Annotated in this window: 20 protein-coding genes; 8 read left to right on the forward strand and 12 right to left on the reverse strand. The window is 68.0% G+C overall.

Translation table 11 applies throughout. From position 1 onward, the window contains the following. Positions 1-3: 3 nt before the first annotated feature. The 3 genes from WKR98_RS28910 to WKR98_RS28920 are packed head-to-tail and all read right to left on the reverse strand — an operon-like array spanning position 4 to position 3,178. On the reverse strand, positions 4-1,065 hold the full coding sequence (locus WKR98_RS28910) for a porin (RefSeq protein WP_341435381.1): 1,062 nt from the start codon (positions 1,063-1,065) through the stop codon (positions 4-6). A gap of 60 nt (positions 1,066-1,125) precedes the next feature. After that, positions 1,126-2,082, reverse strand: a complete 957-nt coding sequence (locus WKR98_RS28915; protein ID WP_445936173.1) for a Bug family tripartite tricarboxylate transporter substrate binding protein — start codon at positions 2,080-2,082, stop codon at positions 1,126-1,128. A gap of 55 nt (positions 2,083-2,137) precedes the next feature. Beyond that, positions 2,138-3,178 (reverse strand): isopenicillin N synthase family dioxygenase, encoded by a 1,041-nt coding sequence (locus tag WKR98_RS28920; protein WP_161567783.1) that lies wholly within the window; start codon positions 3,176-3,178, stop codon positions 2,138-2,140. Positions 3,179-3,322: 144 nt separating this feature from the next. On the opposite strand from WKR98_RS28920, the gene WKR98_RS28925 reads away from it, so the two are divergent. Both WKR98_RS28925 and WKR98_RS28930 read left to right on the forward strand, forming a co-directional pair. Then, the gene (locus WKR98_RS28925) at positions 3,323-4,318 is read left to right on the forward strand and encodes a LysR family transcriptional regulator (protein WP_124689026.1); all 996 of its coding nucleotides are present in this window, start codon (positions 3,323-3,325) and stop codon (positions 4,316-4,318) included. A gap of 169 nt (positions 4,319-4,487) precedes the next feature. Further along, entirely contained in the window at positions 4,488-4,955 is a 468-nt protein-coding gene (locus WKR98_RS28930) for a GNAT family N-acetyltransferase (RefSeq protein WP_124689025.1), read from the forward strand. 14 nt (positions 4,956-4,969) lie between these two features. On the opposite strand, the gene WKR98_RS28935 is transcribed toward WKR98_RS28930, so the two are convergent. Further along, entirely contained in the window at positions 4,970-5,248 is a 279-nt protein-coding gene (locus tag WKR98_RS28935) for a hypothetical protein (protein WP_124689024.1), read from the reverse strand. 62 nt (positions 5,249-5,310) lie between these two features. Here WKR98_RS28935 and WKR98_RS28940 point away from each other — a divergent pair, with 62 nt between their 5' ends. Then, complete coding sequence (locus tag WKR98_RS28940; RefSeq protein ID WP_341435383.1) at positions 5,311-6,513, forward strand: MFS transporter; 1,203 nt, start codon at positions 5,311-5,313, stop codon at positions 6,511-6,513. 7 nt (positions 6,514-6,520) lie between these two features. On the opposite strand, the gene WKR98_RS28945 is transcribed toward WKR98_RS28940, so the two are convergent. Beyond that, positions 6,521-6,910 carry a response regulator gene (locus tag WKR98_RS28945; RefSeq protein ID WP_161567782.1) on the reverse strand — a complete coding sequence of 130 codons (390 nt, stop codon included), beginning with the start codon at positions 6,908-6,910 and terminating at the stop codon, positions 6,521-6,523. Between the two features lie 44 nt (positions 6,911-6,954). Then, positions 6,955-7,314: a hypothetical protein gene (locus WKR98_RS28950; RefSeq protein ID WP_161567781.1), complete on the reverse strand. Its 360-nt coding sequence runs from the start codon at positions 7,312-7,314 to the stop codon at positions 6,955-6,957. A gap of 164 nt (positions 7,315-7,478) precedes the next feature. Between WKR98_RS28950 and WKR98_RS28955 the strand changes: the two genes are divergently transcribed. From WKR98_RS28955 to WKR98_RS28970, 4 genes are all read left to right on the forward strand, one after another. Then, positions 7,479-7,679 carry a hypothetical protein gene (locus tag WKR98_RS28955; protein WP_124689021.1) on the forward strand — a complete coding sequence of 67 codons (201 nt, stop codon included), beginning with the start codon at positions 7,479-7,481 and terminating at the stop codon, positions 7,677-7,679. Positions 7,680-7,788: 109 nt separating this feature from the next. Beyond that, entirely contained in the window at positions 7,789-8,076 is a 288-nt protein-coding gene (locus tag WKR98_RS28960) for a hypothetical protein (RefSeq protein WP_124689020.1), read from the forward strand. Positions 8,077-8,173: 97 nt separating this feature from the next. After that, positions 8,174-8,428 carry a GlsB/YeaQ/YmgE family stress response membrane protein gene (locus tag WKR98_RS28965; RefSeq protein WP_124689019.1) on the forward strand — a complete coding sequence of 85 codons (255 nt, stop codon included), beginning with the start codon at positions 8,174-8,176 and terminating at the stop codon, positions 8,426-8,428. A 308-nt stretch (positions 8,429-8,736) separates the two neighbouring features. Further along, positions 8,737-9,417: an isochorismatase family protein gene (locus WKR98_RS28970; RefSeq protein ID WP_124689018.1), complete on the forward strand. Its 681-nt coding sequence runs from the start codon at positions 8,737-8,739 to the stop codon at positions 9,415-9,417. A 20-nt stretch (positions 9,418-9,437) separates the two neighbouring features. Here the strand turns inward: WKR98_RS28970 and WKR98_RS28975 are convergent, their stop codons facing one another. The 4 genes from WKR98_RS28975 to WKR98_RS28990 are packed head-to-tail and all read right to left on the reverse strand — an operon-like array spanning position 9,438 to position 14,068. Further along, positions 9,438-10,307, reverse strand: coding sequence for an alpha/beta fold hydrolase (locus WKR98_RS28975; RefSeq protein WP_341435384.1), 870 nt, complete (start codon positions 10,305-10,307; stop codon positions 9,438-9,440). Next, positions 10,304-11,290, reverse strand: a complete 987-nt coding sequence (locus tag WKR98_RS28980; RefSeq protein WP_341435385.1) for a 3-carboxyethylcatechol 2,3-dioxygenase — start codon at positions 11,288-11,290, stop codon at positions 10,304-10,306. The genes WKR98_RS28975 and WKR98_RS28980 overlap by 4 nt, the downstream gene beginning before the upstream one ends. Before the next feature lie 14 nt (positions 11,291-11,304). After that, entirely contained in the window at positions 11,305-13,062 is a 1,758-nt protein-coding gene (locus WKR98_RS28985; protein WP_341435386.1) for an FAD-dependent oxidoreductase, read from the reverse strand. Between the two features lie 19 nt (positions 13,063-13,081). After that, positions 13,082-14,068, reverse strand: a complete 987-nt coding sequence (locus WKR98_RS28990) for a Bug family tripartite tricarboxylate transporter substrate binding protein (protein WP_161567780.1) — start codon at positions 14,066-14,068, stop codon at positions 13,082-13,084. A 115-nt stretch (positions 14,069-14,183) separates the two neighbouring features. On the opposite strand from WKR98_RS28990, the gene WKR98_RS28995 reads away from it, so the two are divergent. Then, positions 14,184-15,011, forward strand: a complete 828-nt coding sequence (locus tag WKR98_RS28995; protein WP_341435387.1) for an IclR family transcriptional regulator domain-containing protein — start codon at positions 14,184-14,186, stop codon at positions 15,009-15,011. Here WKR98_RS28995 and WKR98_RS29000 read toward each other — a convergent pair. Both WKR98_RS29000 and WKR98_RS29005 read right to left on the reverse strand, forming a co-directional pair. Continuing rightward, positions 14,967-17,072, reverse strand: a complete 2,106-nt coding sequence (locus WKR98_RS29000) for a putative bifunctional diguanylate cyclase/phosphodiesterase (protein WP_341435388.1) — start codon at positions 17,070-17,072, stop codon at positions 14,967-14,969. The two genes, WKR98_RS28995 and WKR98_RS29000, sit on opposite strands and share 45 nt — an antisense overlap. Before the next feature lie 110 nt (positions 17,073-17,182). Beyond that, the gene (locus WKR98_RS29005) at positions 17,183-18,346 is read right to left on the reverse strand and encodes a GGDEF domain-containing protein (protein ID WP_341435389.1); all 1,164 of its coding nucleotides are present in this window, start codon (positions 18,344-18,346) and stop codon (positions 17,183-17,185) included. Positions 18,347-18,513: the final 167 nt, after the last annotated feature.

The following is an 18,513-nucleotide window of genomic DNA, read 5'->3' on the forward strand; positions in this document are numbered from 1 at the left end:
CGGTCAGAACCGGTGCGCGATCCCCATCGCGATCTGCCTGCGCCAGGCATCGCCCACCGTCGCCCCCGCCGTGGAGAACAGCCGGAATTCGGTCCGGTTGGCGTACACGTACAGCCAGGTCCTCTTGGACAGATCGTAGACATAGGCCAGGCCGTAGTTCTCGATCTTCGAACCGGTCGTCCACTGGTATCCCAGCAGCACCCTTCCCGCTCCCACCGGCACCTTCACGCCAACCTGATAGGCATGGTCGCGATCGTGCGTGGCCGCGAAACGGGTCGCCCCGTTGGCCCCCGGATCCACCGTCGGATCGTTCAGCCGGCCGTATCCGCCGTAGAGCGTGAACGTGCCGAAGTCATGGTTCACACCCACTTGCAGGTTGCTGGGCTTGCCCCGCGCGCCGGCCGTGCTGGCGGGCATGACGTACTGGTAGCTGACCGCCGCCTTGAAGCGGCCGCCGTCGTATCGCAGGCCCAGGTCCGCCATCCTGTTGTTGCGGTTGCCGCCGGCCACTTCCGCATCGGCCGTCTGCACGCTGTAGCCCAGGCCGGCCTGCACGCCCGCCCAGCGGGGCGAGAAATAATAGGCGGCGTTGTTGACGCGGGACGTGGTGCCGAAATCGCCGGTGTTGTAGGCGGCCGTCGTGGTTACCGCGGCTTGCTGGAAGCTGGGCCCGAACGGGCTCATCATGCCGGCGGTGAACAACAGCCCGAGATTGGCCATCCGCCCAAGCTGGATCTGGCCAAACTGCCGGCTCGACAGCCCCACATAGCTGGACCGGCCAAACAGGCGCCCGAAGGCCTGCTGCCCATTGTCGCCCGTGAAGCCATTCTCCAGCACGAAGTTGGCCTTCCAGCCGTTGCCCAGGTCCTCGGTGCCGCGCAGCCCCCAGCGCGAGGCCACGCTAAGCGAGGGATTGATCGCATTGATCGTGCCCTTGCCCTGCGTCTCGTCGGACAGGTAGCCGTTGTCGAGAATTCCGTACATCGTCACGCTGCCCTGCGCCAACGCGGACGCGCAGGGGACGAGCGCCAGCGCGACGCCGGCGAGAGACCGGATCGTGGCCATCGATTTCTCCAGTAGGAAGGAAGGGGGGGCGGCGCGGGGCAAGCCGCGCCGGGAACGCGGCTATTGCGCCTGAAGTCCGGCGATCTCGACCAGGCGCCGGACCTTGGCCTTGTCGGCGGCGATGAAGGCCCGGTATTCCTCGGGCGAGCCCTTGTACAACTGGGTGCCGTACTCGGCCAGCCGGGCCTTCAGCTCGGCCGACGCGACGACCTTCTGCAGCGCGCGGCTCAAGGTTTCCTGGATGGCAGCGGGCGTGCCCGCCGCCACGTACAGCGCGGTCCAGTTGCCCGCCTTCAGGTCCGGCAGGCCGAGCTGCGTGGTCGTCGGAACGCCGGGAACCGAGGCCAGCGGCTGGTCGGCCATGACGGCCAGCGCGCGCAGCTTGCCGGCGGCCACTTGCGGGCCGACCACCTGGCTGCTGTCCATCAGTACGTCGATCTGGCCGCCCGCGACGGCCGTGACCGACTCGCCGCTCCCTTTGTACGGAACCTTGACGATGTCCAGGCCGTAGCTCGCCTTCAGCGTTTCCATGCCCAGGTGCAGGGTGCCCGCCGCCCCATAGTTCAGGACGCCGGGCCGGGCTCGCGCATAGGCGATCAGTTCATCCAGCGTCCTGACCGGCAGGCTGGCCCTTACCACCAGCACCGACGGCGTGTTGGTGGCCAGGCCCACCGGCGCGAGCTGCCTGTCCGGATCGTAGGGCAGGTGCTTGTACAGCAGGGTATTGACGATCTGCGTGCCCACGGTGCCCAGCAGCAGGGTGTAGCCGTCGGCCGGGTAGCCCAGCATTTCCTTGACCCCCAGCACACCGCCGGCTCCCCCCCGGTTCTCCACGACCACCGTCTGGCCCAGCACGTCGCCCAGGCTCTTGCCGATCTGCCGGGCGGCGAAATCCGAATTGCCGCCCGCGCCAAAAGGCACGATCAGGCGCAAGGGCCGGTCCGGATACGTCTGGGCCAGCGACGCGCCGGCACAGGAGAACAATACGACCATCCACAACAATCTCGACAAGCGCACAGGAATCTCCTTGGCTGACCACGATGATGTGTCTCCTCCTCCCCCGCCCCGGGCCCTAATCCGCCATGGCGCGCTCCGGGGCAGTGGGATTGATGCGCGCATAGTTGGCCTTCTTGAACTCGCCCCAGACGAAAGGCTTGTCCCGCGGCATGGAGGTATGGAAATCCTCGGGCGCCACATTGGACGGATCGGGGTTGCGGATCTTCGGCGCGATCACTTCGTCGTAAGTCGGAAACATGAAGAATGGCACCGAATAGCGTTCCTTCCCATACCGGTTGATGACCCGGTGCGGCGTGGACGAGAAGACCCCATCGGTCCAGACCTTCATGACCTCCCCGATGTTCAGCACGTAGGTGCCGGGAATCGGCGGCACGCCTATCCATTCGCCGTCCCGGTTGCGGATCTCCAATCCGCCGGTCGCGTCCTGGTAGACGAAAGTGAACGCATCCGTGTCGGTGTGGGCGCGGGTCCCCAGGTGGGCGCCGGATTCGTCCACCTGCTGCGGCGGATAGTGGATGATGCGCAGCGCGTTCATGTCCTTGCGGAAATGCTGGCGGATGGAGTCCTTGGGCAGGTCCAGGCCCAGTTCGAATAATTCGATCATGCTTTCGCCGAACCGGCACATGCGCGCGTGATAGGCCAGCAGCACTTCCTTGAGCGCCGGCAGTTCGCGGGGCCAGGGAATCGACCCGGCCAGGCGCGCGCCCGTCAGCAGGTCCGGGTCGTCTTCAGCCAGCGGCCGGCGAAACTGGAAGGCCTCCTGCTTGTTGGCAGTGATCACCCCGCCGCGCTCGGCATTGCCGGTTCCCTTCGTGAGCATGGGCAGGTAGCCCTGGAAATGATGGTTCCTGGCCATCGATACCGCGTCCTTGGCCTCCTGCGGCAGCGCGAAGAAGGCCTTGACCGCCTCGAACACCCCGTCGATCTGCGACTGCGGGATCGGATGGTTCTTCAGGTAGAGAAAGCCGACGGTGGCGCAGGCCTCGGCCAGTTCGTCGGCCAGCCTCTTCCTGGATTCGGGCGTCGCGGATCTTTCGGGCGACATGTCGATGACGGGTACTTCGGAAAAATCCAGCTTGCGAGTGGCAGGCAGCATGTTCTTCTCCACGGTTGGCGCCCCGATGGCGCCTGGTTCGATGTCCATGCGGAGAACTTTAAGATCGTGGAGATATATTTAAAAATTAAAAAATAAGTTCGTTCCATAGGTTATCTTCTATGGAAAATCTGCCGGGGCCCCGCGATGTACAAGACCACGACATTCCGCCAGCTCACCGCCATCGACGCCGTCGCCCGCCTGGGCGGCGTCTCGCGCGCCGCCCAGGCGCTGCACCTGACCCAGCCCACGGTATCGCTGCAGTTGCGCCTGCTCGAGGAAGCCACCGGCGCCGCGCTGGTCCAGCGATCCGGGCGCGGCCTGCTTCTTACGCCCGCCGGCGAAGTCGTGGCCGGCTACGCGAGCCAGATCCTCGAGCTCTGGCGCCACGCGTCGGACGAAGTCGCCAGCCTGAAGGGCCAATTGGCCGGCACGCTGCGCGTGGGGGCGCTGATCACGGCCGAGTACCTGCTGCCCCCGCTGCTCGTGGCCTTCAACACCGGCCGGCCCGACGTCAAGGTCAAGCTCAGCGTGGGCAACCGCGAAGAGGTCGTGCGCATGCTGACCCGCCACGAAATCGACATTGCCATCATGGGCAAGCCGCCCGGCGACGTGCGCACGGAATCGCGGGCCTTCGCCAAGCATCCGATGGCCTTCATCGCCTCGCCCCAGCATCCGCTGATGACCAGGCGGGACCTGGCCCTGCGCGATCTGTCGGGCGAGAACATTCTCGTGCGCGAACACGGCTCGGGGGCCCACAACACGGCGGAGCGGCTGTTCAAGGATGCCGGGCTGCGGTTCTCGCCCGGCTCGGAGCTGTCCAGCAACGAAGCCATCAAGCAGATGGTGGCCGCGGGCCTGGGCATAGGCTTCCTGTCCCTGCACGCCTGCGCCCTGGAGTTCCAGGCGGGCCTGATCGGCCTGCTGCCGCTGCCCGGCAATCCGGTCGAACACGATTGGTACGTGCTGCACCTGTCCACCGCCCGCCTCCCGCCCGTGGCCGCGGCGTTCCAGGACTTCCTGGCCGACCACGGCCAGGCGGAGATCAGCCGGCAGTTGCAGGCCTTCGACGCGGTGGTGGACAGCCTGCGCGCGAAAGGAACGCGCCGGCGCGGCGGAGGTGCGCGCCCGGCCCGGCGATGAGATGCCGCGTGGAGCGGTTTCCCGGCGTACAGACGGATACAGATAGACTAAGCTAGAGCCTTTGCACCCGCACAGGCTGCGGTCCCCTGGCCGGCATGACACCACACGCAACGCATCCGCTTCGTCGTCCCTTCGTTCCCCCGCGGGCATCCACCCCGTGCCAGCCGGCATGACCCGCCCCGGCCTGCGCCTCGTCGTCGGCGCCTGGGACGACCTGCGGCACGACGCCTCGTCCATACGCCAGGCCGTCTTCGTCCACGAGCAATCGGTCCCGCTGGAACTCGAATACGACGATGCCGACGCGGTCTCGCTGCACGCGGTCGCCTATGACGCCGACGGCGCGCCCCTGGGCACGGGCCGGCTCCTGCCCGATGGGCACATCGGCCGCATGGCGGTCCACCGCCACGGGCGCGGGCTGGGCGTGGGCGGCGCCATCCTGGACGCCTTGATCGACGAGGCGCGCCGGCGCGGGCACGGCCGTCTGCTGCTGCATGCCCAGACACGGGCGCGGGCGTTCTACGAAACGCGCGGCTTCCAGGCCGAAGGCCAGGAATTCATGGAAGCCGGCATCGTGCACGTGCTGATGAGCCGGCGCCTGGACGATTCCGCGGCCGAACCGCCGGCGGGCGCGGCTTGAAGGCCGGAGCGGGGTTAGCCCTGCCGGCCCGCGAAGTCCTGGGGCCCCAGGCGCGTGATCGATCCGTGCGGCCCGCCCGGCACACCGGCGGCAACGTCGTGGATTTCCGCCTGCCCCGCCAGGTAGGCGGTCAGCAGATGGTCGACGCGATCGTCGGGCGCTCCGAAGCAACTGCGCAAGACCTGCGCCTCGACCTCGTAGACCTGCGGCCCGCGCGTCTCGTGGAAAAGCGTGAAACGCACGCCGTCCCGGGTGGCCAGCGGCGTCGTTCCCGCAGCGAGTCGATGTGGCATGGCGTGTCTCCGTTCATCCGTCCTGGTGTTTTATACGCCAGCGCATCGTCCAACACCAAGCCATGAGTTCAGCAAGCACTCCCGCCCTTTCCCGCGCCGTCACGCCCGCCATGGCCCTGCTGGGCATCCTGCTGGTGGCGGCGACACTGCGCGCGCCGTTGACCGGCATCGGTCCCCTGCTCGGCCATATCCGCGCCTCCACCGGCCTGGACGCGGGCAGCGCCGGGCTGCTCAATACGCTGCCGCTGCTGGCCTTCGGCCTGTTCTCGGTGCTCGCGCCCGCGCTGGGCCGGCAACTGGGACTGGAACGCGCGCTGTTCGCCGCCATGGTCGCGCTATGCGTCGGCATCGCCGTGCGTTCGGTGCCAGGTATCGCGCCGCTGTTTATCGGCACGGCCATAGGCGGCATCGCCATTGCCGTCGGCAACGTGATGTTGCCGGCGCTGGTCAAGCGCGAGTTCCCGCAGCGCATCGGCCCGCTCACCGGCCTGTATTCGGTGGTGATGACGCTCGTGTCCGGCACGGCGGCGGGCGTGGCCGTGCCCCTGGCCGACAGCCTGCCCGGCGGCTGGCGTACGTCGCTGGCCTGCGTGCTCGTCATCACGGTCCCCGCCGCGCTGGTCTGGCTGGCCCGTTCGCGCAACCTGGCCGCGGCGCCCGTGGCCGCCCGCGCCCAGGCGGCCCAGGCCGCCAATGTCTGGCGCTCGTGGCTGGCCTGGCAGGTCACGCTGTTCACCGGCATCCAGGCCTTCAACTTCTACATCCTCGTGGCCTGGCTGCCCTCCATGCTGCACGAGACCGGCATGAGCCCCAGCGAGGCCGGCTGGATGGTGTCGCTGATGCAGCTGGCGGCGCTGCTGGGCAATATCGCGACGTCGTGGGTGTCGAGCCGCGTGCGCGACCAGAAGATCCTCGGGTTGGCGATCTCGCTGCTGTGCGTGGCGGGCTTTGCCGGCATGGCGCTGCTGCCGGCCTGGACCATCGTCTGGATATGCGTGGCCGGCGCCGGGCTGGGTAGCAGCCTGATGCTGTCCCTGGCCTATATCAGCCTGCGCGCGGCCACCACGCAGCAGGCGGCCTCGCTGTCGGGCATGGCTCAAAGCCTGGGCTATTTGATAGGCGCGACCGGCCCGGTGGTGTGCGGCGTGCTGCGCGACTGGACCGGCAACTGGCTGCCGGCGCTGGGACTGATGGTGGCGATGGCCGGCGCGCAGGCATGGGTGGCCTATGGCGCGGGCCGCTCGCGCACCGTGGGCGACCACTAGGGCCTAGCTAGGTGCCGGCGGGTAGGCGCCGGGCCGCGGCGATCAGCGACAGCAGCCTGTCGATGTCCACCGGCTTGGTCATGTAGTCGTCAAAACCGTGCGCGATGGCCTCTTCCTGCCCGAAGGCCGCGCTGCGGCCCGTCACCGCGATCAGCGTGATCAACTTCAGGTACGAGATGTCGCGGATCATGGTTGCCACTTCCAGTCCATTGGGCGGCGGCATGTCGATGTCCAGGACCATGACGTCGGGCCGCCAGTCCAGCGCGACCTCCATCGCGGCCGAACCGCCATCGGCGTACCTGACTTCGTGAAATCGGCCGCAGGCCTCGGCCAGCGCTTCGGCGGCGCTGACGTAGTTGTCCACGACCAGTACCCGGCAAGGCGTAATCTGTCCCACTCCGTCCTCCTGACGTACTTGCGGACGGGCACGCCGCCGGCCGTTTACTCGGCGGCGCTGCCAGCCGGCGGATAGTCGCCGGGCTCCTCGTTCTCCAACACCAGGCACGGCAGATCGGCCTCGCCCTCCTGGATCGGCGTGGCCGCGGCCGTGCCGAAGAACCGGTGCAGCGACGCATAGGCCAGTTTGGCCGCCACGTCCTGCAAAAGCTTTTCCGAGGTCAGGAACCCCTCGGCCCGCAGATCGTCCACTTCCAACCGGTAGCCCAGCACGCCGTTCCGCTCGGACACGGCGCCCAGGCGAACCGCCTTGCCGGCGCCATCCCGCGCATACAACCCGCCGCCCGAGGCGTAGAGCCGATAGGCATGATGCGGGGCCGAACCGTCGTGGGGAGTGGTAGACATGCGGGATCTCCTGTCCGGGTGCCTCGCTCAGCAAGCCGCATACCCGAGGCGCGCCCCGGGCAACCATGGCGCCGGCGCTAGCCAGCCCCGCCGAAAGCGTCTATAACGCAGGGAGCATAGCGCATCGTGTCCAGGCGGTTCGCGGGACCGCAACGTATCCTGTCATGAAAAATATTCTTCAATACATGCGCCAGCTCCGGCAGCGCCGCCTTGCCGTATTCGAACTGCCGCTGAACGACGCGGCGGACAACGATCCCTACGACGGCGAGCTGCGCCAGTTGCCGCTGAACTACCACGCCACCGAGGTGGACGCCCGCGCCCTGCGGCGCCGGCTGTCCGAACTCGAGTACGACGACGAGACCTGACACGCGCGGCGCCTTGCTCCCGGCGCCCGCGCGTTTGAGTTTGAATACAATCGACGCATTCCCCGCGATACGGGTCACGCCCCAGGGGCCTCCAACGGAACAGAACATCATGAACAAGCATCCCGCCGCCCTGCTCTGCGTGCTGGCGCTGACCGCGTGCGCCTCTGGCCCCTCGTCGTCCTGGTACCGGGAAACCTCGTCGGCCGACCAGGCCGAGCGCGACCGCATCCAGTGCGAACGACAGGCGCGCATCAACTCGCCGGGCAGCAGCACGCCCTCGTATCGCGGCATCAACGCCGGCGGTGGATCCGGCGTAAGCGACGGCCTGGCCAACGCCGAGCGCCAGTCGGGCATGGCCAACGACTGCATGCGCGCCAAGGGCTACTCGCTGCGCTGACGGCCCGCCGGCTAGGCGCCTCCGGCCGCCTCGAAAATATGGCATGATGCGCGCACGCCCCGCCAGGGGTACTGCAATCCATGTCCGGAGGTACGCCATGCTGTCTCTTCTCGGAAGTCTTCTGGTGGGCCTGGTCGTCGGCCTGCTTGCACGCGCGATCAAGCCGGGCGACGACAGCATGGGGTGGCTCATGACCATCGTGCTCGGCATCGCCGGCTCGCTCATCGCCGGATATGCCGGCCGCGCGATGGGCTGGTACCAGCCGGGCGAACCGGCCGGATGGATCGCCTCGGTGGTCGGCGCTGTCGTGCTGCTGCTGATCTACGGCATGATCCGGAAAAAGTCCGCCTGAGTCCCGCGCCGGCGGCGCCGGCGCCCCTACCTCCGCTTCCGTAACAAAACGTGTCCGCATGTGACGAATGCGGCTATGCTTGCGCCTCCATAAAAGACATTCTCAAGAATGGGGGCATGCATGCCATCACCGGCACGGCCAACGAACCGTCGCGCGAGGTGAACTTCCCGTCCGACGACCGCAGCATCGTTCCAAAAAAGGAACGATGCATGCCATTTTTGCCTACTAAAAAATTTTTAGCATCACGAATATGCTCTTTCACACGGCACAAGCATCCGCTAGCCGCCGACCACCAAGGAGAGAGCACCATGAGCACCCCCGCCAATTTCCAAGGCCAACGTCCCGTCATCGACCCCGCAGACTCCGTCATGCTGCTGATCGATCACCAGAGCGGCCTGTTCCAGACCGTGGGCGACATGCCCATGCCCGAACTGCGCGCCCGCGCCGCGGCGCTGGCCAAGATGGCCACCCTGAGCAAGCTGCCCGTCATCACCACGGCCTCGGTCCCACAAGGCCCCAACGGCCCGCTCATCCCTGAAATCCACGCCAACGCACCGCATGCCCAGTACGTGGCGCGCAAGGGCGAGATCAATGCCTGGGACAACCCAGACTTCGTGGCTGCGGTCAAGGCCACCGGACGCAAGACCCTCATCATCGCCGGCACCATCACCAGCGTGTGCATGGCCTTCCCCGCCATCAGCGCGGTCGCCGAAGGCTACAAGGTGTTCGCGGTGGTCGACGCCTCCGGCACCTACAGCAAGATGGCGCAGGAGATCACGCTGGCGCGCGTGGTGCAGGCGGGCGTGGTGCCTATGGACACCGCGGCGGTGGCCTCCGAACTGCAGAAGACCTGGAATCGCGACGACGCCCAGCAGTGGGCCGAGGTCTACACCAAGATCTTCCCCGCCTACCAGTTGCTGATCGAAAGCTACACGAAGGCGCAGGAAGTGGTGAAGAACAACGAGGTGCTCGACTCGCAGCGCGCTTGACCGTCCCCCTGGCGGCCGCCTCAGGCCGCCAGGAAATCCAGCACCATCCGGTTGAACTTCTGCGCGTGCTCCCACTGCGCCCAATGGCCGCAGCGGCTGAACACGTGCAGCTCGGCGTCCTGCAGGCCGGCCAGCAGGCGCAGTCCGGTGTCCATCGGCACGAAGCGGTCGTCCCGGCCCCAGATGACCAGGGTCCTGGCCGCGACCTCGCCCAGCCGCGCGCCCACGTCGGGAAACTGGCGGGGGTGGGCCTGGCTGCTCTTGACGAAGTTCTCCAGGTGGTCGCGGCGGGACAGCGTGTTGTCCAGCCGTGCCTGGAACAATTCCTCGGTCAGGCTGGCGGCGTCGTAGACGAACACGTTCATCATCCGCTTCAGGTTCTCGATGGTCGGATCGCGGTACAGCGCGCCGATCAGCTTGATGCCTTCGGTGGGCATGGGAACGACCGGGCTGACCCCGCCCGTCCCGCCGCCCATCAGGACCAGCCGGCCCACGCGCGCCGGATGCGCCAGGGCAAAGGCGACGGCGCTGTGGGCGCCCATGGAGTTGCCGACCAGGTGCGCCCGTTCCAGACCGAGCGCATCCATCAGGCCCGCCAGCGCGCGCGCGTTCAGGTCCGAGCGCGAACCGGCGCAGACGATGGCGTCGCTCTTGCTCCAGCCGGGGAAGTCCAGCAGGATGACCCGGTAGCCGGCATCGGCGAACGGTTGGACGTTGCGGTGGAAATTGGCCCAGCCGCTGGCGCCGGGCCCCGAACCGTGCAGCATGATCACGGCCTGGCCGCCCGCGCCCGTGTCGTTGTAGTGCAGGCGCAGCGGCTGGCCGTTCTCGATGAACTGCACGTAGCGGCTGGTGGCGGCTTCGGTCAGCGGGAGGTTCGTTTGCGTCATGGTCGTCTCTCGTTCGTAGGCAATGCGGTGAAAGGCCCCTGCTGTGTCATCAGCATCAGGCCGAAACCGGCGATGTATTCGGGAATGGCCCGGTAGTACCGGAAAACCGGCGCCTGGACGCGTCCGGTCAACGCCGCGCGCGCGACCAGCCAGGTCTTGGACTCATGGGCCGACGCGCCCGCCTCGCGGGCGATGGCGGCCTCCGGCCATGCGCACAATTCGTCCAGGCTGCCCGCCGGCCCCGCCAGCGCGTCCATCCAGCGGCGGTCCCAGTCCGGCGCCAGGGGCTTGACCGTCCCGGCACCCTCGGCCAATGCGCGCCCCGCCGCCATCACGCGCCGGGTCTTGGCCTCGCGCTCCTGCGCCGTGGCCTCGCGCGGCACGGTGATCCGTTCGCGCACCTCGGGATCGGGATGATCCAGTGTCGGGACCGGCGGCTCGTGCGACAGTCCGCCCGAGCCGATCAGCAGCACGCGCCGCGGCACGCCGTCCAGGAAGTCGCCGATGGCCCGGCCCAGGTCCCGACACCGGAACAGGCGCGGAATGCCGGGCGGCGCAACGGCATTGACGAACACCGGTACGACGGGCGGCGTATCCAACCCTCCCCACAGCAGTTGCAGCGGCTGGGCAAAGCCGTGGTCCACCTCCATGCGCCGCGAGACGGCCGCATCGAACCCGCGGTCCATCAGGGCATCGGCCATCTCCAGCGCCAGCGGGGCATCCACCCGCAAGAGGCCCGCCGGAGACAGATAGTCGCCCACGGCCCGGGCCTGCGTGCCGATGCAGAACGGCGGCATCAGTCGATTGAAGAAGCCGTTGTAGTGGTCGGGCGCTATCAGCACGACCAGGTCCGGCGCATAAGCCAGGACCTGGTCGCGCACTCGCGCGATCGCCGCCTGCAATTCGGCTCCGGCCTGCGCCGGCACGGGGTTCAGCCCCATCAACGGGGAATGCGACATGCCCAGGAAGGCCCGGTCGCCCATGGCATCCGTCCTCGTCACCGCGCGCGGTCCAAGAGGTTCGCCAGGACCGTGTCGAGAACGGCGCCCGCGCTCGCCGGGTCCAGCCCTTCTCCGCTGTGCCGGCGCCACGCCACGATGCCGTCCGGGCGCACCAGCAGCGCCCCGGACTCCTCGATCTCGCGCAGCGCCTGCCACGTGCAGTAGGAATCGAGCGCGCCCGGCTCGCCGATCACGACCACTCTCAGGAAAGGCAGGTCCATCTCGGTGGCCGCCGCTTTCCACGCCTGGCCCGCAAGGCCGGTGACCAGGGTGAACTTGCCCCGGCCCACCACATCCAGCGTCGACACCCGGCGTCCGTCGCCCCCCACCAGCCAGGCATGGGGCAGCTTGGCGCCGGGGCGCGTGCTCGCCTGCGCATGCAGTTGCGGATCGCGCGCCCAGGTTTCCTCGGCCGCGTCCGGATCCGCCATGACCGCCGCCGACGCATAGCGCTGGTTCAGTTCCACGCCCTGCGCGTTGAACTCGTAGTTCTTGAGCCCGAGCGCCTTGGCCAGGGCCGCGCGCCGCGCCACGCCCTCGGCATCGGGCGACGCCAGCCGCGCCAGGCCCGCCGCGACCGGATCGGCGGCGCCGGGTTCGCGGAAGCACTGGTTCAGTGGACCGTAGTCCAGCCTGGACTGATTCGCCCGGGCAACGATCTGCGCGCCCACCGGCGCGCGTTCCAGCGAATAGGAAGCCAGCAGGCCCGCCCCGGCGTGGCCGCGCAGCACGAATGCGAGTTTCCAGGCAAGGTTGAAGGCGTCCTGCATGCAGGTGTTGGATCCCAGCCCGCTGGAGGGCGGATGGCGATGCACCGCATCCCCGCCGCAGAAGACCCGCCCCTTCGAATAGACCGGCGCGTGCGCCTGGTTCACGTACCAGACCGAGGCATTGTCGATCTCGATCTCCAGGTCCGGATCGCCCACCAGGATGCGGACCTTCCGGCGGATTTCCTCGGGCGAGAAATCGGGCTCTCCCTTCTCCATGTCGAAGCCCCAGCCGGCTATCCACTGGCTCCACGGCTCGATCGCGCGCAGCAGGCCCAGGCCGATCTCGCCGAACGCCGCGTTGGACGTGGCGATCCAGTACAGGATGCTGGGGCGGTGGGCCGCGTAGCGCGACAGGTCGGCCCGGAACAACACGTAGGCGGTGGCCGCCCGGGCCAGTTGCCCCCGCAGCTCCAGCCCGGCATCGTCCATGACCTTGGAGCGGGCGCCGTCCGCGCCCACCAGGTACCGTGCGCGCACGGCGTATTCCCGCCCCGAGAGCACATCCCGCAGGCGGACCGTCACGCCGTCCGCGTCCTGCTCGTGCCCCAGGTACTCGGTGTTGAACGAGAAGACGGCGCCGCGCGCGGCGGCATGCCTGACCAGCATGGGCTCCATCTTGTTCTGCGGCAGGTCCAGCATCGGGCAAGGGCTGGCCTGCAGATAGTCGCCGATGCGCTCGTCGCCGGTCCCCCAGGTGCGCAGCCGCGCGATCTCGGGGCCGGCCAGGCTGGTGGTGAACAGGGTGTCGCCCATCCATTCCCAGGGCGTGGCCTGGCGGCGAGCATCATCCTCCAGGCCCAGATCGCGCAGCACCTCCATCGCGCGCTGGTTGGTGATGTGCGCGCGGGGCGTGTTGGCGGTCCAGTTGTATCGGTTCACCACCTGGACGCGCACGCCGTAGGTGGCCAGCGCCAGCGCCGTGGTGGCGCCCATGGGGCCGGAGCCGACCACCAGCACGTCGGTCTGAAATGCTTCCTGCTTCACTGTCGTTTCCCTTTCTGGGCTATTTGAGGGTGGCCTGCAGCACGTCGCCGTAGGCCTTGATGTCGTGGCGCAGACGTGCGGCGAGCTCGGCCGGTTCCGCGGGATAGGGGTCGCCGGTCAGCGCGAACTTTTCCTTCATCGCCGGCTGGCGCAGCGCCGCGTTGAACTCGCGGGTCAGCCGGTCGACCACGGGTTGCGGCGTTCCCGCCGGCACGACGAACATGAAGTAGTTGGTGATCTCCAGGCCGGGATAGCCGCTCTCGGCCAGCGTGGGTACGTCCGGCAACAGCGGATGGCGCTTGCCGCCCAGCGTCGCTAGCGGCACCAGCTTGCCGGTCTTGATGTAGGGCTGGGCGAAATGCACGGGCATCAGCATGGTCTGGATCTGCCCGGCCAGCAGGTCCGTGTTCGCCGGGGCAAGTCCCTTGTAGGGCACGTCCACGAAGTCCGCGCCGGTCAGCTTGCGCAACTGGTGCAGGTGCACGAACCAGGGGCTGCCCGGGCCCATGGTGCCGAAATCGACGCCCTTGCCCGCGGTCGACAGCCGCACCAGTTCTTTCACCGACCGCGCCGGCACCTTGGGATTGACCACCAGGACCAGCGGCACCAGCGCCACGCCCGATACCGGCATGAAATCCTTCACCGCGTCGTAGGGCACCTTGGCGCCCAGCACCTCGTTGGCATGCGGCAGATGGGCCATGGCCTCGTTGATCGCATGCGAGTCGGTGACCAGGCCGATGGTGTAGCCGTCGGCCGGCGCGCGGGCGACGGCATCCGTCCCGATGATCGTTGAGGCGCCGGGGCGGTTGTCGACGATGACGGTCTGCCTGAGGCTGGCCGACACCGCCTCGGCCAGCGCCCGCGCCGCCGAATCCGCGTTGCCGCCAGCCGGATACGGCACCACGATGCGGATCGGCCTGGCCGGCCATTCCTGCCCGAACGCGGGCGTGAGGGTCGCGGCGGCCAGCGCCGCCATCGTGCAGAACGCACGTCGAATGGCATTCATGTCGTCTCCTTGGTTCTCGCCGGCGATGCCGCCGCGTCGAATGCGGGAGGAAGTCTGATGCCGCCCCATGCCCCTGTATAGTAGGTGCACCTGGTGCACCATCAAACGAAAAACCATGTATTTGCTTACTGGAAAACCCGAGGATTCGGCCTACAAGGAAGTCCGTGGATTGAGCCGGGGACTGGCGGTATTGCGGGCGCTGAACGGCATGCCGGGAGGCATGGGCGGCGTGCTCGAACTGGCCCGGCTGACCGGCCTGCATCGCACGACCGTCAAGCGCCTGCTGGAGACCCTCAGGCAGGAAGGCCTGGTCCACCACAAGGACGATGGCGCGCTGTACGTGCTCAGCTTCGAGGTGCGGCGGCTGGCCGAAGGCTACGTCGGCGCGGACTGGATCGACCGGGTCGCCTCGCCCGCCATGGCCGCGCACCTCAGCGCCCTGTCCTGGCCCAGCGACCTGGCCACGCCCGACGGCGGCTTCATGATCGTGCGCGAATCCACGCATCGCGCCAGCCTGCTGTCCCAGCACCGGGCCACCATCGGCACCCGCATCGCGATGCTGACCTCGGCCATCGGCCGTGCCTGGCTGGCCTATTGCTCGGACGAGGAACGGGAAGCGACCCTGTCGCTGCTGCGCGAACGCGGCGACGCCATCGGCGCCGTCGCCCGCGACAAGGCCTATGTCGGCCGCGTGCTGCGCGAGACCCGGCGGCGCGGCTATGCGGTCAACAAGGGGGAACTGGTCAACGAGGAAAGCGTCGCGGCGATCGCCTTCCCCGTGCGCCTGAGTGGCCACGCCATCGGCGCCATCAATCTCGTCCTGCAGCGCAACGTCGTCCCGGATCGGGAAATCTCGTCCCGCTACGTGCCGCTGCTGCGCATCCTGGCCGAAGAGATATCAGTCGGCGCGACGCGGCTGTCCCAGCGCGGCGATCCGTCTTAGCGCGAACGAGGCCATCGGCTGCAGGAGGCCGCGAAAGGCTTCCTCGGATAGCGGGTGCGACAGCAGGAAACCCTGCGCCTCGTCGCAACCCAATTCGGTCAGGAAGCGCATCTGCGTTTCGCTCTCCACGCCCTCGGCCACCACTTCCATGTGCAGCGCGTGCGACAGCGTCACGATGGCCGACAGCAGTGCCCGGGCCTCGGCCTCGTTGCGGTCCAGCTCCGAGGTGAACAGCCGGTCGACCTTGATCTGCTTGACCTTGAACCGGTGCAGATAGGCCAGGCTCGAATAGCCCGCGCCGAAATCGTCGATCGCGATGTCGAAGCCGCGGGCGCGGAAGCGATTCACGATCTCGGCCGTGCGTCCGGCGTTCAGCATGGCCACGGTCTCGGTGATCTCGAACATCACGAGGCAGGGCGGCACTTCCTGCTCGGCCAGGATGTCCTCAACACGCCCGATCAGGTCGGGCACGTTGAACTGGATGGGCGACAGGTTGATCGAGATCTGGACCGGCTCCAGCCCGCGCCGCCGCCAGTTGGCGATGCAGCGGCACACTTCGCGTATTACCCAGTCGCCGATCTGGACGATCTGCCCGGAGCGCTCGGCGATGGTGATGAACTCCATGGGCGCCACGCTGCCGAAGGTCGGGTGGTGCCACCGTATCAGCGCCTCCGCGCCGCAGATCGCGCGCGTGGCCACGCCGAACTTGGGCTGGAACACCAGGCTGAACTGCCCTCCCTCCAGCGCCGCCTCCAGGTCCTGTTGCAGCATCAGCGTCCGCGCCGCGTTGGCATGCATGCCCGGCTCGAAGAAGCAGTAGGTGTTCCGGCCTGCCTGCTTGGCGCTGTACATGGCGGCATCGGCGCAGTCCAGCAGCGCCTCGCTGTCGCGCGCGTCTCCCGGGTGCATGGCGATCCCCATGCTCGCGCTGACCCGCAGGCGCGCCTGGCAACCGACCATGTCGTCCCGCAGCACCCGCAGCAGCTTCTTGGCCACGGATGCCGCGTCTCCCGGCGCCGATATGCCCCGCAGCAGCATGACGAACTCGTCGCCGCCTATGCGGGCGACCACGTCGTCCTTGCGCACGTGCGACGACAGCACCTGGGCACAGCCCTTGAGCAGGTCGTCCCCCACCGCGTGCCCGAGCGAATCGTTCACCGTCTTGAATCCGTCCAGGTCCAGGAAAAAAACCGCGAATGCCGTCTTGTCGCGCCCCGCGGCCTGGATCGCCTGGTTCATCTGCTCGACCAGCATCAACCGATTCGGCAGCCCGGTCAGCGCATCGTGCATGCTGAGATATTGCAGCTGCCGGTTGGCCCGCCGCAGCGAGTCGGCCAGGCTGTTGGCCCGCCAGCCCAGCACCAGCAGGGTCCCCAGCAGCACGGCCAGCGACGATCCGGACACCAGCATCGCCAGCCAGTTGGGATCGAGCTGGCTGGCCGACAGGCAGACGCTGCCGGGCGCGAACTGCGCCGCGCTCATGCCGGTATAGTGCATGCCGGTAATGGCGATGCCCATCACCAGCGCCGCGCCCAGGCGCTTGAAGCCGATGTTGGGCTCGTCCGAGCCGCGCAGCGTGACTCCCAGCCACAACGCCACGACCGAAGCCACGATGGCCAGGCCGATCGAGGCCAGCACGATCCCGGGCACATAGCTGACCGCCGGCGCCATGTCCAGCGCCGCCATCCCCGTGTAGTGCATGCCCGCGATGCCCAGCCCCATGGCCACCCCGCCCGCCACGCAGCAGCGCAGACGGAAGCGGCCGCTGGCCGAGACGGCCAGCGCGAAGCCGGACACCAGGATCGCGATCAACAGGGACAGCACCGTGGGCCAGAGCGCGTATCCCAGCGGAATGGGCAGCGAAAAGGCCATCATCCCGATGAAGTGCATCGACCAGATGCCCACCCCCATGGCGATGGCGCCGCCCACCAGCCAGGGCAGCCGGCGCATCCACCCGGGCAGGGACGCGATCCGGCCGGTCAGCTCCAGCGCCGTATAGGCGGCCAGCGAAGCGACGACCAGAGAAAGAAATACCAGCAGGGGGTTATAGACACCGTGCATGACCGTCGTCCCGGATGCGTATCTATCGTTGTTGTCGGGGGCAGGCTGGAGAACCCGCCCTTCTTATAGCAAAACATCCCTCCGCCCGTCACGCGTTTGGCTCGGGAAGCTCAGGCTCCCGAACTGCGCCGGACGGCCCAGCCGGGCTCCTTCCCCACCACCCTGTTCCGGCCCAGGCGCTTGGCCCGTGCCAGGCGCTCGTCCACGGTCGCGTAGGCCAGCTCGAACGAGACTGCGTGCTCGAAGCTGCCCACGCCCAGGCTCACGGTGCATTGCAGCTCCGGCGCGATGTCCGAGAAATCCTGCGCGGCCGCCGCCGCGCGCAGCCGCTCGGCCACCCGCTTCGTCTCGTCTTCCGAGGCCTCGGGCAGAACGACCATGAACTCCTCCCCGCCGAACCTGCCCACCGCGTCGCCCGTGCGTATGCCCTGCTCCATGACCGCCGCCAGCCGCTTCAGTACCGCATCTCCCACCGGATGGCCGTAGCGGTCGTTGATCCCCTTGAAATGATCCACGTCCACCATGATCAGGCCATAGCTTGCGCACAGGGGCAGGCGTGCCGCCAGGAATTCGCCCAGCCCCGACCGGTTGTTCATCCCCGTCAGCGGATCCCGGCGGCTTGCCTGGCTCAGGCTGGCGATGGTCCGCACCGACGTCAGGCCCAGCATCAGGAAGGCCACCGCTATCCCGAAGAAATAGAAGCTGGTCTGCGTGACCTCCCAATAGAGCGAATGTTCGTAGCCGTAGCGGTCGGCCGGCTGCGTGGCAAGCATGGCCCGGGGGAACAGGCTGAGCGAGCACGCGGCCACGCACCAGAACAGCAGGCGCTCCAGGGCGGTTCCCCGCGCCATATGGCGGACCTGCCACAGCGCCAGCAGGAACACCAGCGCGGCGGCGATGTGTGTGGTCGCCACCCGCAGCCGGAACAGCGCTTCGTCCTGCGCGCTGGCCATGCGGATGGCCAGCATGGCCGCCAGCACGAGCACGGCCGGCAGCCAGGGCAGCCGCCTATCCTCCAGCGCCGTCAAGCCTCGCGCGAAGCAGAAGATCGCGCTGGCGTAGGCCACGCCCGTCAACGCGATGTTGGCCTGCAGCCAGGGCGGCCACAGCAGGATCTGCATGGATATGCCGCTCGCGTAGCAGGCAAAACCCACGGCGAAGTACAGGAATTGCGGCTGGCGATGCGCGTAGCGCCACGCGCCATAGAACATGGCCGCCAGCAGGAGCGCGATCAGGGGATGGGCGAGCGCAAGCAAGGTGTCGTTGTTGTTCATGATGCCGCACTCGGTATGGGACGGCTGCCGACCGGCCCACGCCGGTCTCCCGGGAGCCTGGCCGGGTCGGTGCCCATTGCCGACGACCGGCCTCCTCGGAAGACATGATAGCGATACCGGACAGGCCGCGGTTCAGCCAGTACCCCCGGCGCAACACCGGGGAAACT

The organism is Pigmentiphaga sp. YJ18 (assembly GCF_038066655.1).
Lineage (GTDB): Bacteria > Pseudomonadota > Gammaproteobacteria > Burkholderiales > Burkholderiaceae_B > Pigmentiphaga.

What these genes read in the sequence shown, in the direction of transcription:
- WKR98_RS28910 (WP_341435381.1), bottom strand. Translation starts at nt 1,065, where the DNA reads ATGGCCACGATCCGGTCTCTCGCCGGCGTCGCGCTGGCGCTCGTCCCC.
- WKR98_RS28920 (WP_161567783.1), bottom strand. Translation starts at nt 3,178, where the DNA reads ATGCTGCCTGCCACTCGCAAGCTGGATTTTTCCGAAGTACCCGTCATC.
- WKR98_RS28925 (WP_124689026.1), top strand. Translation starts at nt 3,323, where the DNA reads ATGTACAAGACCACGACATTCCGCCAGCTCACCGCCATCGACGCCGTC.
- WKR98_RS28930 (WP_124689025.1), top strand. Translation starts at nt 4,488, where the DNA reads ATGACCCGCCCCGGCCTGCGCCTCGTCGTCGGCGCCTGGGACGACCTG.
- WKR98_RS28935 (WP_124689024.1), bottom strand. Translation starts at nt 5,248, where the DNA reads ATGCCACATCGACTCGCTGCGGGAACGACGCCGCTGGCCACCCGGGAC.
- WKR98_RS28940 (WP_341435383.1), top strand. Translation starts at nt 5,311, where the DNA reads ATGAGTTCAGCAAGCACTCCCGCCCTTTCCCGCGCCGTCACGCCCGCC.
- WKR98_RS28950 (WP_161567781.1), bottom strand. Translation starts at nt 7,314, where the DNA reads ATGTCTACCACTCCCCACGACGGTTCGGCCCCGCATCATGCCTATCGG.
- WKR98_RS28955 (WP_124689021.1), top strand. Translation starts at nt 7,479, where the DNA reads ATGAAAAATATTCTTCAATACATGCGCCAGCTCCGGCAGCGCCGCCTT.
- WKR98_RS28960 (WP_124689020.1), top strand. Translation starts at nt 7,789, where the DNA reads ATGAACAAGCATCCCGCCGCCCTGCTCTGCGTGCTGGCGCTGACCGCG.
- WKR98_RS28965 (WP_124689019.1), top strand. Translation starts at nt 8,174, where the DNA reads ATGCTGTCTCTTCTCGGAAGTCTTCTGGTGGGCCTGGTCGTCGGCCTG.
- WKR98_RS28970 (WP_124689018.1), top strand. Translation starts at nt 8,737, where the DNA reads ATGAGCACCCCCGCCAATTTCCAAGGCCAACGTCCCGTCATCGACCCC.
- WKR98_RS28975 (WP_341435384.1), bottom strand. Translation starts at nt 10,307, where the DNA reads ATGACGCAAACGAACCTCCCGCTGACCGAAGCCGCCACCAGCCGCTAC.
- WKR98_RS28980 (WP_341435385.1), bottom strand. Translation starts at nt 11,290, where the DNA reads ATGGGCGACCGGGCCTTCCTGGGCATGTCGCATTCCCCGTTGATGGGG.
- WKR98_RS28990 (WP_161567780.1), bottom strand. Translation starts at nt 14,068, where the DNA reads ATGAATGCCATTCGACGTGCGTTCTGCACGATGGCGGCGCTGGCCGCC.
- WKR98_RS28995 (WP_341435387.1), top strand. Translation starts at nt 14,184, where the DNA reads ATGTATTTGCTTACTGGAAAACCCGAGGATTCGGCCTACAAGGAAGTC.
- WKR98_RS29000 (WP_341435388.1), bottom strand. Translation starts at nt 17,072, where the DNA reads ATGCACGGTGTCTATAACCCCCTGCTGGTATTTCTTTCTCTGGTCGTC.
- WKR98_RS29005 (WP_341435389.1), bottom strand. Translation starts at nt 18,346, where the DNA reads ATGAACAACAACGACACCTTGCTTGCGCTCGCCCATCCCCTGATCGCG.